At 47.1% G+C, this 15702-nt stretch carries 13 protein-coding genes; 5 read left to right on the top strand and 8 right to left on the bottom strand.

The annotated features are described in order from the left end of the window. The first annotated feature begins 14 nt into the window (after positions 1 to 14). Positions 15 to 1478 carry a leucyl aminopeptidase gene (locus BCF55_RS01635; protein WP_121009156.1) on the top strand — a complete coding sequence of 488 codons (1464 nt, stop codon included), beginning with the start codon at positions 15 to 17 and terminating at the stop codon, positions 1476 to 1478. Further along, entirely contained in the window at positions 1475 to 2866 is a 1392-nt protein-coding gene (locus tag BCF55_RS01640; protein ID WP_121009158.1) for an NAD(P)/FAD-dependent oxidoreductase, read from the top strand. The genes BCF55_RS01635 and BCF55_RS01640 overlap by 4 nt, the downstream gene beginning before the upstream one ends. Here BCF55_RS01640 and BCF55_RS01645 read toward each other — a convergent pair. Further along, on the bottom strand, positions 2832 to 4283 hold the full coding sequence (locus tag BCF55_RS01645) for a GGDEF domain-containing protein (protein ID WP_147424996.1): 1452 nt from the start codon (positions 4281 to 4283) through the stop codon (positions 2832 to 2834). The genes BCF55_RS01640 and BCF55_RS01645 overlap by 35 nt on opposite strands. A gap of 2 nt (positions 4284 to 4285) precedes the next feature. On the opposite strand from BCF55_RS01645, the gene nadD reads away from it, so the two are divergent. Then, positions 4286 to 4879, top strand: coding sequence for a nicotinate (nicotinamide) nucleotide adenylyltransferase (nadD, locus tag BCF55_RS01650; RefSeq protein ID WP_121009162.1), 594 nt, complete (start codon positions 4286 to 4288; stop codon positions 4877 to 4879). Here nadD and BCF55_RS01655 read toward each other — a convergent pair whose 3' ends face one another. Beyond that, the gene (locus BCF55_RS01655; RefSeq protein ID WP_121009164.1) at positions 4880 to 5791 is read right to left on the bottom strand and encodes a ribonuclease H-like domain-containing protein; all 912 of its coding nucleotides are present in this window, start codon (positions 5789 to 5791) and stop codon (positions 4880 to 4882) included. A gap of 31 nt (positions 5792 to 5822) precedes the next feature. On the opposite strand from BCF55_RS01655, the gene BCF55_RS01660 reads away from it, so the two are divergent. Together BCF55_RS01660 and BCF55_RS01665 are read left to right on the top strand one after the other, a co-directional pair. Further along, the gene (locus BCF55_RS01660; RefSeq protein ID WP_121009166.1) at positions 5823 to 6578 is read left to right on the top strand and encodes a dihydroorotate dehydrogenase electron transfer subunit; all 756 of its coding nucleotides are present in this window, start codon (positions 5823 to 5825) and stop codon (positions 6576 to 6578) included. Next, the gene (locus BCF55_RS01665; RefSeq protein ID WP_121009168.1) at positions 6578 to 7198 is read left to right on the top strand and encodes a riboflavin synthase; all 621 of its coding nucleotides are present in this window, start codon (positions 6578 to 6580) and stop codon (positions 7196 to 7198) included. The genes BCF55_RS01660 and BCF55_RS01665 overlap by 1 nt, the downstream gene beginning before the upstream one ends. Here BCF55_RS01665 and accC read toward each other — a convergent pair. Genes accC through BCF55_RS01695 form a run of 6 tightly spaced genes read right to left on the bottom strand, consistent with a single transcriptional unit; the run spans position 7195 to position 15646 of the window. Further along, positions 7195 to 8529, bottom strand: a complete 1335-nt coding sequence (accC, locus tag BCF55_RS01670; RefSeq protein WP_121009170.1) for an acetyl-CoA carboxylase biotin carboxylase subunit — start codon at positions 8527 to 8529, stop codon at positions 7195 to 7197. The genes BCF55_RS01665 and accC overlap by 4 nt on opposite strands. A 3-nt stretch (positions 8530 to 8532) precedes the next feature. Further along, entirely contained in the window at positions 8533 to 9588 is a 1056-nt protein-coding gene (locus BCF55_RS01675) for a DegT/DnrJ/EryC1/StrS family aminotransferase (protein WP_121009172.1), read from the bottom strand. A 31-nt stretch (positions 9589 to 9619) separates the two neighbouring features. Beyond that, entirely contained in the window at positions 9620 to 11443 is a 1824-nt protein-coding gene (locus BCF55_RS09725; protein WP_211322878.1) for a DUF2207 family protein, read from the bottom strand. Then, positions 11443 to 12003: a LemA family protein gene (locus BCF55_RS01685; RefSeq protein ID WP_121009174.1), complete on the bottom strand. Its 561-nt coding sequence runs from the start codon at positions 12001 to 12003 to the stop codon at positions 11443 to 11445. Before BCF55_RS01685 ends, BCF55_RS09725 begins: the two co-directional genes overlap by 1 nt. A gap of 10 nt (positions 12004 to 12013) precedes the next feature. Next, positions 12014 to 13111 carry a PilZ domain-containing protein gene (locus tag BCF55_RS01690; protein ID WP_121009176.1) on the bottom strand — a complete coding sequence of 366 codons (1098 nt, stop codon included), beginning with the start codon at positions 13109 to 13111 and terminating at the stop codon, positions 12014 to 12016. 33 nt (positions 13112 to 13144) lie between these two features. After that, positions 13145 to 15646, bottom strand: a complete 2502-nt coding sequence (locus tag BCF55_RS01695; RefSeq protein ID WP_245960430.1) for an EAL domain-containing protein — start codon at positions 15644 to 15646, stop codon at positions 13145 to 13147. Between the last annotated feature and the right edge of the window lie 56 nt (positions 15647 to 15702).

Here is a 15702-nt window from a genome sequence, read left to right on the forward strand (position 1 = left end):
CCGGAGGTCTGAATATGAAAGTCAGCGTTTATAAAGGAGAGCTCAGAGACTTAAAGATAAAATCTGCGGTAGCTTTCGTTTATGAGGACGAGTTACGCACGCTATCCAAGCTTGGCAGGGGTGTATCAACGAAAGTCAAGAAAGCCCTTTCCATAGAAGATTACAAAGGAAAGGAAGGGGAGATTGAGAAGGTCCTTTTACCGGGTCAGAGGATAGAGGTAGTGTATGTGATAGGTCTGGGGAAGAAGTCCGAAGCTGATACAGATACCTTCAGGAGGGCAAGTGCGGTTGCCGTAAAGAGGCTCAAGAAAGATAAGATGGAAGAGTCGGTATTCCTACTGCCCGGTAGGGCTGGTGGCAAACTTTCCCAGGCGGTGGCTGAGGGGATTATCCTTGGTGATTACAGCTTTGATAAGTACAAATCAAAAAAGGAAGAAAACGAGTTTGAAGTAAAGGAGATACGGATTTACGAGGGAGATGAGGAGGCTGTAAAGAAGGGCTTGCTGCTTGCCGAGGCTCAAAACTACGCCAGAAACCTTGTGAACGAGCCCGGGAACGTGATAAATCCCATCACCCTTGCAGAGGAGGCACAGAAACTTGCCAGGGAGCACAACCTAAAATGTAAGGTTTATGACGAAAAGGACATACAGAAAATGGGTATGCTCGCCCTGTGGAGTGTGGGTAAAGGCTCCGCCACACCTCCAAGATTCATACACCTGACCTACGAACCTAAGGGCAAGGCGAAGGACAGGATAGTTATAGTGGGGAAAGGGCTGACCTTTGATAGCGGTGGTCTGAATATAAAAACTGGAGACTATATGAGAACCATGAAGATGGATAAATCGGGAGCCTGCGCAGTGCTCGGTATAATGAAAGCCATAGCTCAGCTTAAGCCAAGCGTTGAGGTACACGGTATAATCGGTGCTGCGGAGAATATGCCCTCTGGGACAGCCTACAGACCAGATGACATAATAAGGGCAAAGAACGGTAAGTATATAGAGATAGACAACACCGATGCGGAGGGTAGGGTGACCCTTGCCGATGCCCTGTCTTATGCCTCGGAACTGAAACCCTCAAAGATAATAGATATGGCTACTCTGACCGGAGCTTGTATGGTAGCCCTTGGCGAGTACACAGCCGGTCTATTTACGAACTCTGGGAGGTTCGCACAGGAGATAAAGGAGGTTGCCAGGGAGACCGGAGAGAGGGTATGGGAACTACCTATGGACGACAAGAGGCTCAGGAAGAAGATAAAGAAGGGACCCGCTGACGTGGTGAATACAGGGGGAAGGTACGGTGGTGCTATAACTGCAGCTATGTTTCTGGAGGAGTTTGTCGGCGAGGGTATAGAATGGGTTCACCTTGATATAGCCGGTCCTGCCTGGTCCAGGGAGAGCTACGGATACTACGTAGAGGGAGGAACAGGTTTTGGAGTCAGAACGTGCCTTGAGTACATCCTGAGGCTTGATAAGAGATGAGAGTCGTAGTGGTTGGAAACGGACCGGCTGCTGCCAGCGCAATTGAGGCTTTCAGAAAAGTAGATAAGGATAGTGAGCTTATAGTCCTTTCCGATGAAGAGTATCCTACGTACGCTCCCAACTGCATGGAGAATGTTATAAGGGACGATATACTCCCGGAGGCTCTCTTTTATAAGGGAGGGGAGAAGTTTTATGAAAGGTACAGGGTGGACTTCAGACCCAAGAAGGAGGTTGTAAGGCTAGACAACAGGAGGAAGGTGGTTGTTACCAAAGATGGAGATGAAATTAGATACGACAGGTGTCTCCTCGCGGCTGGAGCTTACGCCTTTGTTCCTCCCATACAGGGCATTGAACTGGAAGGTATCACAACCGCGAAAACCCTCAAGGATGCTTATCAGATAAGGGAGTGGGTAGTCTCAGGCAGGGTTAAGAGGGCGGTTATAGTGGGTGCCGGTCCCATAGGCATAGAAGATGCTGAGACATTGAGGCATATGGGTGTTGATGTTTCTGTGGTTGAGATTTTTGATAGGGTTCTTCCACGTATGCTTGATAGGGAGATGGGGAAGATTTACGGGGATACCCTCCAGAAGGAAACCGGTATAAAGGTTTACCTTGAGCACCAGGTTGTCGCATTTCACGGAAGCGGATGGGTTGAAGCGGTGGAGATAAAACCTCGTGGCTCAGACAGCAGCCTTTTCATTGAAACCGACATGGTTATAGTGTCAACAGGGGTTAGACCGAGAACCTACCTGGTGGAGGGGACAGACATAGCCATACATATAGATAAAAAGCTCAACCGTCCCATAGGAGGTATTTTAACGAACGAGTATCAGCAATCTTCAGACCCTGACGTGTTCGCCGCGGGGGATATAGCTTCAGGTGTGGACGTCTGGGGTAATCACAGGTGGATAGCTCTCTTCCCTCCTGCCCAACAGGCAGGCTACGTGGCAGGCTTCAACCTTGCGGGGAAAAGGGTGAAGAATCCTGGTCTTGTGGACTACAACGCCGTTAAGACGCGCTCAGTGACTGCTGGTTCAGGGGGACTCTTTGAAGATGCGGAAGAGGAGTTCTTTGTAGAGAGCGGGAATTACCTTGTAAAGGTTTTTCTCCTGGAAGGTAAGGTTAGAGGCTATCAGTTTGTTGGGATTCCGAGAAAACCCACCCTAAACCCCCACAACAAGCTCCTTAAGGCGTTTAACGGGAAAATCAAGACCTGGGAGGAGAAGGTCCTCTCCGATAAGGGTTTCGGTCTTGAAGCTTCTGGAGTTATATTCCACTGCTTTTTGAAGCTTCACAGAGAGCTAAGGGGTTTTACAAAAACCGCTGTTGAGAATATGCTGATAAGGGCTCTGGCTAACCCTGCCCTTGACCTTCCTCTTTATATTTAAAGACAACTACCCTGTCTTTACCTTCCCTCTTTGCCTCGTAGAGTGCTGAGTCCGCCTTCTTTATTAGAGTTTCCAGGTCGTCTCCCTCTTCAAGGATAGATATCCCCAGACTTACCGTTGTCCATATCTCCTTTCCGTTTACCTTCACGCTTGAGTTTCTAAAATCCTTTCTTATTCTCTCAGCAACCATAAAAGCTCCCCTGTCGTCCGTCTTGGGGAGTAAAACTATGAACTCCTCTCCGCCGAACCTTGCGGATATGTCTGAGCTCCTCAGGTTTTTCCTTATAACTTCTGCAAGTTGTTTCAAGACAAGGTCTCCAACGTCATGCCCGTACTCGTCGTTTATCCTCTTGAAGTTGTCTATATCCATCAGTATTAGGGACAGAGGCTCTTTATACCTCTTGCTGAGGTCAATCAAAGCTTTTGCCTCTTCCTCAAAGAATCTCCTGTTATTTAACCCGGTTAACGGGTCTCTGTAAGCGAGCTCTTCAAACTTCTCCTTTTCACTTTTGAGCTGGTTTATGTGGACTTCAAGCTCCTGAGCCATAGTCAAAACTGAGCGCTTAAGGGTAAAGAGCTCGTCCCTCGTCTTCTCCTTCCTGAGATGCTCGTTCAGTTTAGGTATGTCCGAAAAGTCAAGTTCCTTGAACCTATAAGCCATATTCTTGAGCATGGTTATGTCACTTACAAGCCTGTTGAACATAAGGAACAGTACCGTGGAGAGAGCCACTACAAGTATGAAGGTGTAGAACAGGAATACAAGCGGGGTGAATATTAGCTCCCTGAGGGTCTCGGAAAAGTCCTTTACAAACACTACCCTCCCTACGGGTATGGAGTTGTCAACAACTATCGGCACGTCTATAACCAGAGTTTTAAAGCCGTTGATTAACCTATAACCTGTTGAGATTTGTAGGCTCTGTAATACATCAGGGCTGTACTTTCCCTCAATTACAGAATCGTCAAGAACGGTCTTTCCTGCTATGAACCTGTCAAAAAACTCGGGTTCTTTCTCTCCAAGCCTCTCAAGGACGTATCTATCGTAGATTATCAACCAGTTGAGCTCCTTTACGCTTACGGTAAAATCAAGGACTTTTAAAAAGTCGGTACCGTAAAATTTGCAGTTTTCAACCCTTCCCACCAGAAGCCTGTTCCCAAAGAAGGTAATGTAAGTGCTTGCCCTCCTCACACTGCACTCAGGGAGTTCAAAACTTACATCTCCCGCACTCTTTGCAACAGCCTTTTGGGCAAAGGTGTAAGTCTTCAAGACCTCACCGTATATCTGCTCAACGTTTTTATCCATGTGATGTTTCACGATTAGAGTGAAAATCAGTATGGTCACGAGGAAGAGGGAAAGGGATACCGATACGGTCGTAAGTATTAACCTATTTCTCAGAGACATTATCCATATAATATTCAAGCATGTTTATCCTTTTTGGAGGAAGCTTTGACCCTGTCCATATAGGGCACCTTATAGTGGCAAGGGATGTAAGGGAGAAGCTACAGGCTGATAAGGTCGTTTTCCTCCCGGCTTACCGTGCACCCCTGAAGGAGGAACACAGGGCAAGCCCTGAAGACAGACTTAACATGCTCAAGTTAGCTATTGAAGGGGAGGAGGGTTTTGATATAGAGGACTACGAGCTTAAGAAGGGTGGCATATCCTACACAGTTGAAACCCTTGAATACCTGTACCCAAAGGTAGGTGAAAAGCCTTTCCTAATCCTGGGTGCCGATAGCGTCCTGAAGTTCCATCTCTGGAAGGAACCTGAAAGGGTTCTGGAGTTATCAAAGATTATAGTTGTGGACAGAGAAGGTAAGATCGGAGAGGTTAGGGATTACATAGGAGAGAACTTCCCGTGGCTTTCTGAAGGGGAAGACTTCCTCATGCTTAGCGTGAGGAGGATAGACGTGTCCGCTACGGAGATAAGAAGCAGGGTGAGGGAAGGGAAGAGCATATACTGCCTGGTTCCCGATAGGGTCAGGAGATACATAGAGGAAAGGGGTCTGTACAGATAGTTAAAGGGGGAGCTCCCGTATCCTCTTAAATATATCAATTATCAGGGAAACATTCCTCTTTGTGGCTGATTCACCTATGCCAAGCTCCTCTATAATCTCCTCTACCACCTCTCTGCTGACCCCTGTCGCGCCGCTTATGAGGTCTATTAGGTAATTGAGCTGTTTCTCGGTGGGTAGTTCACCTTCTGGGACTTCCTCACCAATATACTTCCTCAACTTCTGGTAAAGCTGGGCTAAAGCTATGCTGTCCTTAAGGTTATAAAGGGCTATGGTATCGTAGTTACCTTTGTAAAACTCCTCCGGGACCTTGCTACCGTCAAGTATATCTTTGGGAGTATATATTCCAAACTTCCTGCAAATGAAATCAAGCTTATACCTCTTCTCCCTTTCCCCGTTTGAGAGGAAACGTAGAAGGTCAAAGTGAAACTCCCTGTCCCTCAGGAATCTCTCAGGTATGTCAATCCCATGTATCATAGACCTTAACTTCAAGACGTAGCCGTCAAAGCTATAACCGTTGAAACTCACAAGTCTATCCGCTGTACTTGCCTCCTCCCAGAACCTTGCTATCAACTCCTCCTCAAGCTCATAAAGCTTACCCTCAACGAAGTCAGCCCTAAAGGGTAAATACCTTACCCTTGTGGAACGTCCCTCGGCATAAAATACCTCTTCCTCTCTCTCCTCCGATGAAAGGTCTGACATGTAAAAAACAAAACTCTCACCGATATCCCCGTCGTGTATGTAAGTTCCCGCAACGGACACTATAAATAGAGTGAAAGGGTTCAGGGAGAACTCCTTTGTTACTTCCTCTTCGCTTCTCTCCCTTGCCCCTCTTGAGCGGAGGTACTGGTAATCTCTGTAGTTCAGCCCATTCAAGTCTGGAACCGTTTCAATATCAAAGGCTAATACCCTCAAAACTACCCCTCCTTTAATATAATTTAACGGGATGCAAGATAGTATTCTGACTATCAATGAAAACTCCTTTATATCAGGAAAGCTATGGCTTATGAGGCTGAAAGCTCCCCAACTTGCCGGCAGGGTTAAAGGTGGTCATTTCGTTATGATTGAGGTCTCCCCAACCTACGACCCGATGGGGCGCAGAGCTTTTGCCATTGGCGACGTACGAGGAGATGAGATTCTGATATTTTACGATGTGGTTGGGAGGGGAACATACCTCTTGTCTACTATGAAGAAGGGTGATAAGGTCAGGGTTTTTGGTCCTCTGGGGAAGAGGCTCTTCAGTTATGAAGGGGAGAAGCACCTGCTTATTGGAGGAGGTGTTGGGCTTGCAGGGCTATCACTTTACGGGAAAGAGCTCAGGGCTATGGGAAAGGAGGTTGTGTTCGTTTACGGAGCGAGGTCTGCGGAGCATCTCGGTATGCTTGACTGGTTAAGGGATGAGAGCTTTGAGTATGTGATATTTACAGACGACGGGAGCGCAGGTAGGAAGGGGCTTGTAACTGATATCTTGCGAGAGTTTGATAGGGAATGGGTAGTTTCAGCCTGCGGACCGAAGCCCATGCTTAAAGCCCTTTCTAAACTTTCTCAGGAGACCGGACATAGAGTCTTCATGTCCCTTGAGGAGCGTATGGCTTGTGGGTGGGGAGTGTGCTTAGGGTGTGTGGTTAAAAACCCACAAGGTGCATATCAGAGGGTGTGTTATGAAGGTCCTGTATTTGAAGCCAGTGAGGTAGTGTTCTGATGTTTACAGGACTGGTTGAAGAGCTTGGTGAGGTCTTTTCCATAAGTAAAGGTCAAAGAGGTGGAGCTCTTGAGGTAAAGAGTTCCTTTACCGATGTCAGGCTTGGAGACAGTGTGGCTGTGAACGGAGCTTGCCTCACGGTTGTCAAGCTTGGAAAGGGCACCCTTACCTTTGAGCTTTCTCCAGAAACCCTTGATAGAACAAACCTGAAATTTTTGAAAAAGGGTGACCTGGTTAATCTGGAGAGAGCGCTTCGGGCAGACTCAAGACTTGGTGGACACTTCGTCTTGGGGCATGTGGACTTTACGGCAAGGGTGTTGAGCTTTAAAAACTTAGGCAGGCACAGGGAACTCTTAGTTGAAGTTCCTCCTCAGCAGAGGAAGTTCTTCGTTGAAAAGGGCTCAGTGGCGATAGACGGGATTAGCCTAACGGTCAATTACGTCGGGGATAGCTCTATATCAATAAACGTCATACCCCACACCTATGAGAACACAAACCTTAAAACCCGAAAACCCGGAGACATTGTGAACGTTGAGGTAGATATACTCGGGAAGTACGTGTTGAACTACCTGGATTTGAACAGGGGAAATATCGGACAGAAGCTGGAGAAGCTTTTTTAAACCATCATCTCTTCCACAAAGCCTATGTGGTGTCTGCCTTCCTTGAATTCCTTAGTTTTCAGAACGCGCTTGTGAAACTCTATGTTTGTCTTTAAGCCTTCACCGGATATTATGAACTCACCCAGTGCCCTGAGCCCACGTTTTATAGCCTCTTCCCTGGTGTTCCCCCAAACTATAACCTTTGCGAGAAGAGAGTCGTAATAGGGAGGAATTTTATAACCTGTGTATATGTGGGTATCAACCCTCACACCTACACCACCCGGCAAGATTAACTCTTCTATCTTTCCTGGCGATGGAAGAAAGCTATCTGGGTCCTCCGCATTTATCCTGAACTCAATGGCGAAGCCGTTCCTTTTTACCTCTGGGAGTTTTAACTTCTGTCCACTTGCAACTCTAAATTGCCACTTTACTATGTCTACGCCCGTCACAACTTCCGTAACTGGATGCTCCACCTGTATCCTGCCGTTCATTTCCATAAAGTAGAAGTTTCCATCCTCGTCCATGAGGAACTCTACCGTTCCTGCGCCCTCGTACCCTATCTCCCTGCAGAACTCAATTACCGCTTCCTCTATCTCCTTTTTCTTACTTTCATCAACGGACACGCTCGGTGCTTCCTCTATGAGCTTCTGATGCCTTCTCTGGATTGAACACTCCCTCTCTCCGAGGACTACAACGTTTCCGTGGGAATCGGCGAGAACCTGGAATTCAATATGTTTTGGGTTTATTATGAACTTCTCAACGTAAACCCTCCCGTCGCCAAAGGAGACTTCAGCCTCTTGAACGGCAACGGGAAACTTCTCCCTTAACTCCTTCTCGTTCATGACAATCCTTATTCCTCTCCCGCCTCCTCCGGCAGATGCCTTCAATACAACCGGATACCCTATCTCGCTGGCTATCTCTAAAGCTTTCTCCAGGTCTGTAGCTCCAGAGCTCCCCGGTACAAGAGGTATCCCTACTTTCCCCGCTATCTCCTTAGTCTTTATCTTGTCTCCTATAAGGTCAAGGGTTACAGGAGAAGGTCCTATAAACTTTACACCGCTCTTTGAGACTATCTCGGCAAACTTTGGGTTCTCTGCGAGGAACCCGTACCCAGGATAGACCGCATCAGCCTTTGATACTTCAACAGCTGACATTATCGTGGGAACGTCAAGGTAGCTCTTGGCAGGTTCCGGAGGTCCTATGCGGATAGCTTCATCCGCAAGCCTTACATGTAGAGAATTTTCATCTGCCTCTGAATACACAGCGACGGTTTTTATCCCGAGTTCTTTACAAGCCCTTATAGCCCTAACAGCTATCTCTCCCCTGTTAGCGATTAATACCTTCTTAAACATCCGTCAGACTATCTTACCAGAAGAAACCGAGTTTAAGAGAGTACCTATGATGAGTTCAACCTCCTGGTCTTTAAGGTATGGGTGAACAGGTATGGAAAACACCTCCCTTCGGAATCTTTCCGCGTTGGGCGTCGGTAAGTGCTCGGCGTTTCTGAGTTCATGGAGTAGGTAGGTGTAATATACCCTTGCGTCTATCTCCCTATTACCTAACTCCTCAACCACTCTCTCCCTTTCAGGATGCATCAAGGTATAGAGATGATATACATGATAGGAGTGGGGTCGCTCCTTTGGGGTTTTGAAGTGCTCAGAGAGAAGCTCCGTATATTTCTTGGCTATAGCCCTACGTCTTTCATTCCTCTCCTTTAACTTTCTCAGCTGCAAGGTTCCTATGGCAGCCTGGAACTCTGTTATCCTCACATTGAAGGCAGGATGCTCTCCGAAATCTATCCACTGCTTTATCTTCCTGGCTATCTCCGGGTCATCGGTAGTGAGCGCTCCACCTTCTCCCATGGGGACGTTCTTGGATGCATAAAAGCTGAAAGCTCCTATGTGTCCCCAGGCTCCTGCTTTCTTATCTTTCAGCTGTGCACCGTGAGCCTGGGCAGAGTCCTCAACCACATAAAAACCGTACCTGTCCGCCAAGAACATTATGTTTTCCATATCAGCCATGCCCCCGTAGAGGTGCACAGGCATAACAACTTTTGGGCTGTATCTCTTCACTGCGTCTTCAAGCTGATTCAGGTCCATTGTAAAGTATTCGTCCACATCAACAACAACAGGCTCACCACACGCTAAGTAAACGGAGTCTATGGTTGCCATAAAGCTCATAGCCGGAACTATAACCCTGTCACCCTTATCAACACCAAGAGCCTTAAGGGCTATAAAGAGGGCTACGGTTCCCGAGCATACTGTAAAGCAGTGCTCTACTCCCAGAAATCTGGCAAACTCTTCCTGAAAAGTTTGGGTCCACCTGCCTCTGGTTATCTGGTGGCTTTCAATTATCTCTAAAACTGCCCTTTTTTCCTCTTCTGAAAATGTGGGTTCTACAATCCTTATCATGGCTATAAGGGAGATATTATATCAGGGAAGTTCACCTCCCTCCTGCTCCACCACCACCAAAACCCCCTCCACCACCGAATCCCCCTCCAGAACCTATACCGCTGGAGGAGGAAGACACGACAACAGCCTTGTAAGCACTTCCAAGGTCTTGGTATACGTTCCCCAACATCAATCTCATGTACCTTCTCTCCCACAACTCCGGTATCTTGACCTTCAGCTTGTCCATAGCTTCCTCAACCTTATCGGCTACACCTAAAGCCACTGCGTATATCAACCATTCCTTCCAAAGGTTAACGTCCTCAGGGGCGTACTTCTGAAGCATTGCCATATCTGAAAGGAAGTTCCTGAAGGCTTCCCACTCAAGCTTCTCTTTATAGTAGTTTTCTTTCCATCTGCCGAAGACCTGAGGTGGCATTAAGACCCACGGAAGGTTAGACACCAAAATCCCCCCGATAGCAAGGATAACAAGGTCATATACGTAAACGCTTTCCTTCCTGAATAGGGTTAAAAGCACAGCCACAAGAAGAGCGAGGAGAAAGGCTGTAGCTATCCCGAGCCTTTTAACTATGCTGTGTCCTCTAGTGCTGAGGAAGGTTTTAACAAATTTCGGACTGCTGAACTCAAACACCTCCTTGAAGTCGCCCATCAGCCTCTGCAATCCGTATTTGTTCTTCTGGTTCTGGTAAGCACTTATAAGCTTCTTCATTTCCTTTGAGGAAAACTCACCGTTGCCGTACACAGAGTATCTTTCTATAAAAGAAAGAAGTTTCATTTCGTAAAGGTCGCTGGATACCTTGCCCAAGTTTTTTATCCTTATGTCATCACCTTCAAACCTTATCTGAAGGAAACCCCTCTTTTCAAGGTCAAGGAGTGTGGCATAGAAAGCGTTCTCGTCCGCATGTGTAGAATTACCGTGGAATAACATGTTAACCAGCCAGGGTTTCCTTTCTGGGTTAGGCACGTAGCTTAGGAACTCTGGAACCGTAAAGTTTTTCTCTGAGCCGAACTTCCAGTAGAGCACCAGTAAGGAGAAAGGGACGCTGAGCACGTAGATAACCAGAAAGGTTTTAAGGGTACCCCTCACGCCATGGAGAAACCCGTAAAGCCTATTCGCTCCTTCCGTTCTCGCTTCCACACCGGTTACATATCTTGGAAACCCTTCTATATCAATAGGCTTTAGGAGCATCTCTACCTCAACGAGTCCATCTGTGGGAGCTTTTCCCTCTATCAGCCAAAGCCCATCAAGCTTTTTGACCGAAAACTCCGGCAGGTGAGGGTATAACCTCTCAACGGCGTTTAACCTATCCTCTACCCTTATCTCAACCCTTTCGTAGTATATGTGTCTGTCTGCGAGTTTCAGGTTCAGGTGCCTTTTGAAACTATCAAACTCAACTGGCGGAAAGAGCTCATACTCAAAAACCGCCGTGTAGGAGCCAGGTTTGAAGGTATTTAGGTTGACTATTCCCGCTTCATTTTTCAGAGCCTTTGACAGGACTATTTCATAAACCTCCGGGTTTTCCTCACTTAGATAAACCTCCCCCTTGTAATCCTTCACGTAGGGCACTCCGTTACCTTTAAAGCTCCTGATTTTTATAAAAGGGTGTTCCAGTTCCCCATCAACCAGAAGTGGGGCTCTCCATACGCGGTAGAGCATCCTAAACCTGCTTTCATCTTTAACCTTGAACACGTACGTTTCTCTAAGGCTCAATCGTTGGGAAATCTCAAGCTCTGCCCTGTAAGTTGCAGTAAGTCCCCCAAATACAGTTCTTAGGTCAAACTCTGACAGAACAACCAGCAGGATGGCAAGCAGGAGAGAGAGAACAATCAGTCTGAAGAGCTTCTTATCCTCGCCCATTAAAGGCTCCAGCTCACGTCAGGCTTCTCCTTCACTTCCTCTTCAAACTCAAGGTATTCCATCTTCTTAAAACCAAAGTTTCTCGCTATCAGGTTGGAGGGAAAGGTATCCGTTTTGGTATTGAACTCCTGAACTATGTTGTTGTATGTATATCTGTGTCTTGCAAGCTCGTCCTCTATAGACTTTATAGAGGAGGTCAACTCCTTTACGACCTCAGAGGTTTTCAGCTCAGGGTAAGCCTCAACCGTAAGAAGGAGGTTTCCAAGGAGGCTTCTTGATTCCCTCTCTATACTGCCCAGTTCGGAGGGTGTTGGGGGTTTGAGTACGGAAGACCTGAGCTCTGTGACCTTTTCAAGGGTTTCTCTTTCAAACTTAGCATAGCTCTTCACAGAGTCAACAAGTTGGGAAATCATGTCAAGACGTTTCTTTAGAGCTACCTGAACCTGTCCAAGGGTGGCTTCGGCCCCGTTCTTTAGAGTCTGGAAACGGTTATAGGTGCTGATTACATAAAAACCTGCAAGAGCAAGAACCACAAGTACGACTATGGTAGCTATCTCCATCTTTCCCTCCTCAGGAGCCCTTCAACTCCTTTAAAATTTCAAATTGCCTCTCCATAATGTAATCGCTGATTATATCCTCCTTCTTTAGGTCAAGCTCATAGCTTATACCAACCCTGAAGACACCTTCCCGTTCCTCTATATGCCTAACTGTTGCCCTGGTTTCAATGTCTCCCTTTGGCAACTTTAGGTAAAGGTCTATGGTATCACCGCTAACCAGTTCCCCTTTATCCTTGAGGTAAACACCGACACCACCCACGGATATGTCCCCCACTATTCCCAGAGTTTCCCAGCTCCCTTTCCTGAGCCTGACCTTCATGGGCTCCCTTGGAGTTACCCTTACGTATCCTCTCCTCTCCTGGGGAAGGTCAACAAAACCGATTAGCTCAACCTCCATGACCTCGTTCCTGTTATCTATATCCCTTATCACTGCGGCAACCGTCTTGGGCAGGTTAGGGTGTTTTATGTATACCTCTTCATCTATATTGAACACCTTTAAGTCACAAAGCTTCACTGTTAGCAATCCCTCCTCCATGTCCAGTATCCTGGAACGACAGACAACGGGGACTTCCTTGTAGAAGGTTATTAACTCTATGCTCCTGTTCTTCCTGTTAAACTGGTTTTCAAAGAACTCAATTATCAGCCCCCGCTCACCCTCAACCTTTGGCTTTTCCCTCCTCTCCGTAATTTTGCCCAGCTCGTTCGCATACTTCGTGTAAGCCCCTTCAACTTCAGACATGTACAGTTCTATCAGGGATAGGAAGACCTTGACACTTTTATGACTTGCGTGTGTGTTTATCACGTGGTCCGTGTAATCCTTTAGCATTTCCAGGAGAGTTTTTGATAATGCGGTTCTTAGGTCTATATCGTAACTTGCGAGCTGATAGGATAGCTCTCCAATCTCCCTTAAGGGATTTCTGTTAAAGGAGAACATCAGTAGGTACAACTTGTCTATAAGCGTGTTCATTCCCTGGGCGCTCAACAGCTTCGGCTCGTCTCTACCGATATTATTGGAGAACACCTCCTGAAACTTCTGCTTGTATCTTACAAAGAACTCCCTGTCTGGAAAGAGTCTCTCAACTATATCTCTGAACTCCCTCTGGGATTCCATTGATTAAATTATATGTTCTCTGAAATTTATGGCTTACCTTATGTAACTCTCAAACTCTTCAGGGGGAACGGGCTTCCCAAAGTAGTAACCCTGGGCGTAATCGCATCCAAGTTCCTTTAAAATCTCAGCCTGCTCTCTCGTTTCAACCCCTTCCGCCACAGTTTTAAGACCAAAGCTCTTCGCGATATTCACGGTGGCTTTCACTATCTCAAGGTTGTCTTCGTCTTGGGGTATACCCTTTACGAACTCCCTGTCTATCTTTAGAGCGTAAACGGGGAGTTTTTTCAGGTACGCGAGGGAGGAGTAACCTGTCCCGAAGTCATCTATGTACGTCCTTATACCCCTCACCGTAAGGATTTTGAGTATCTCTATCATCCTCTCTACGTCCTCCATGACAGCGGATTCTGTTATCTCAACCTCTATACTCCCAGAACCTTCTCCACACCCAAATATGAGCATCATGAAGCTCTCCGCAAAGAGGGGAACCTTCATCTGCAGAGGGGAAACGTTCACGGCTATGGATAGCTCTATTCCCTTTGACCTCCACTCCTGTGCCTGTCTGCAGGCTTCCCTTACCACCCACTCCCCAACCTCATGTATGAGCTCACTCTCCTCCAGGAGAGGTATGAACTTTATGGGGGGGACTATCTCTCCACCTCTGTTCCACCTGAGGAGAGCTTCGGCACCAACCACCTTCTCCGTTCTCAGCTCAACCTTAGGCTGGTAGTAGAGGAGGAACTCCTCCCTCTCCAATGCTCTTCTGAGTTCTGTCCTGAGCTTGACCTTCTCAAAAACCTCCCTCTCAGCGGTTTCTGAGTAGTAAACGGTCCTGTTCCCACCAAACTCCTTAGCCCTCTGGAGTGCTGAGAGGGCTTTTGAATAAAGCTCTTCTATCTCCTCCGGAAAGGAGGATACACCTGCGGAGAGGGTTATAAAGAGCTCGTTTGAGTTTATCTTGAAGGGTTTTCTAAGCCTGTTTCTTATCCTCCTGAGAAGCTTTTCCGCAGCTTCCCCTGCGTCCTCGGCAAGGAGTATTATGCCGAACTCATCAGCACCAACCCTGCCGATAAGGTCAGACCCTCTTATCTCCTTCTTTAACCTGGTGGCTATCTCTTTGAGTAGTCTGTCAACCTTTTTGTGTCCAAAGGCTTCATTAAGCTCCGAAAAGTTATCTATATCAAGGAGAAGGAAGGCAACCTCCTTCTTATCCCTCTTTGCCCTCTCAAGGACTGTTGGTAGCTTGCTCAGGAGTGAGGTTCTGTTCAGGAGACCCGTCAGGGGGTCATAAACTTCAAGGGCTTTGAGTTTCTCTTTAGTCCTTAAATTCCTCAGACTGAAGGATATGTCATGGGCAACCTCTCTGAGGAGCTCAATCTCTTCCTTAGTGAAGTCCTCCTCAAACCACCTTGATATGAGCAGGTAAAGACCGTTCTCCTCCATAGGCACGCAGGCTGAGGTGTCGCTTTCCAGGAACGTCCCCTCCTCCGCTATGGCTTTGTCCTCCCCTTTTCTAAAAATACCCACGTATCTGAAACCTCCCTCCCTAATTATGCTTACGGCTGAGCTAAAAAGCTCCTCCTCTGAACCTGCCGTTGTGGTAATGAAGTTTATCCGGCTGAGGGTCTCATAAAGCCTGTTTAACCGCCTTATAGCTTCTTCTCTCCTTAGTCTCTCCCTTATGTCTCTGAATACTCCCACAACGTAAGTTCTTTCCTCGTGTTCAAAGGTTCCGTAGCCTATCTCAACGGGTATCCATTCTCCCGTTCTCTTGTTCTCTACGTACTCAACTTCGGTAATCCCTGCTCCCTTCTCTATGTACCTACTGAACTTCTCTCCAACGGTGTGCCTTACCTCCTCCGGGTGGACCCAGAGGGCGTCCCTCCCTATAGCTTCCCTTTCGTTCTCAAGACCGAGGAGTTCAAGGGCAGAGGCATTCAGGTCAGCTATCCTACGCGTTTCAAGGTCAACCACTATTATCGCGTCTCTTACAGAGTTCAGTATAACCCTGTACCTCTCAGCCTCAACCTTTATGATCTTTGAAAAGAGGTAAGCGTCAAGGGAGAGGGTCAGGTCAAGGATGACCACCTTAAAGAGCGCAAGGAGTGTGGACAGGAGCTTATCTTTTTCCGTTTTTTCTTCTATTACGGGCAGGACAGACTCAACCCATTTGGCAAAGGCTCCTGTGTAATACTTTGGCTCAACACCGGCTTTCTCATGAACCTGTCCCACCTTCAGCCTTGAGAGGGCGTAGTCAAGGCTGTATTCCCCTTCAAGGAGTTCCCTGAAGTACTTAGCCTGAGCTTTCTTCAGTCTTTCAATGAGGCCCTCCTCCCTCTCAAGTATCTTTCTCATCTCCTCAAAGGATAATAGGTGTCTGTAAAACTCTCCAAAGAGTTCTGCTATCTTCTCCTCACTAACCTTACCAGATAGCTCTCTCAGGAGCCCTATATCTTCCTCGGACAGGCTTACGTAAGAGAGTCTTCTCTTTATTTCCTCTTCACTGAGTTTAAGGAGTTTGGCTATCCTCTCTATCACAACCTCCAATATACAGAATTTTACAGAAAAAACCAACTGGTTTCCGTCATACAGTG

This window comes from Hydrogenivirga caldilitoris, assembly GCF_003664005.1.
Lineage (GTDB): Bacteria > Aquificota > Aquificia > Aquificales > Aquificaceae > Hydrogenivirga > Hydrogenivirga caldilitoris.

Coding starts and splice junctions, on each gene's coding strand:
- BCF55_RS01675 (WP_121009172.1), bottom strand. CDS start 9,588: ATGATAAGGATTGTAGAACCCACATTTTCAGAAGAGGAAAAAAGGGCA.
- BCF55_RS09725 (WP_211322878.1), bottom strand. CDS start 11,443: ATGGGCGAGGATAAGAAGCTCTTCAGACTGATTGTTCTCTCTCTCCTG.
- BCF55_RS01665 (WP_121009168.1), top strand. CDS start 6,578: ATGTTTACAGGACTGGTTGAAGAGCTTGGTGAGGTCTTTTCCATAAGT.
- BCF55_RS01635 (WP_121009156.1), top strand. CDS start 15: ATGAAAGTCAGCGTTTATAAAGGAGAGCTCAGAGACTTAAAGATAAAA.
- BCF55_RS01640 (WP_121009158.1), top strand. CDS start 1,475: ATGAGAGTCGTAGTGGTTGGAAACGGACCGGCTGCTGCCAGCGCAATT.
- BCF55_RS01685 (WP_121009174.1), bottom strand. CDS start 12,003: ATGGAGATAGCTACCATAGTCGTACTTGTGGTTCTTGCTCTTGCAGGT.
- BCF55_RS01660 (WP_121009166.1), top strand. CDS start 5,823: ATGCAAGATAGTATTCTGACTATCAATGAAAACTCCTTTATATCAGGA.
- BCF55_RS01690 (WP_121009176.1), bottom strand. CDS start 13,111: ATGGAATCCCAGAGGGAGTTCAGAGATATAGTTGAGAGACTCTTTCCA.
- accC (WP_121009170.1), bottom strand. CDS start 8,529: ATGTTTAAGAAGGTATTAATCGCTAACAGGGGAGAGATAGCTGTTAGG.
- nadD (WP_121009162.1), top strand. CDS start 4,286: ATGTTTATCCTTTTTGGAGGAAGCTTTGACCCTGTCCATATAGGGCAC.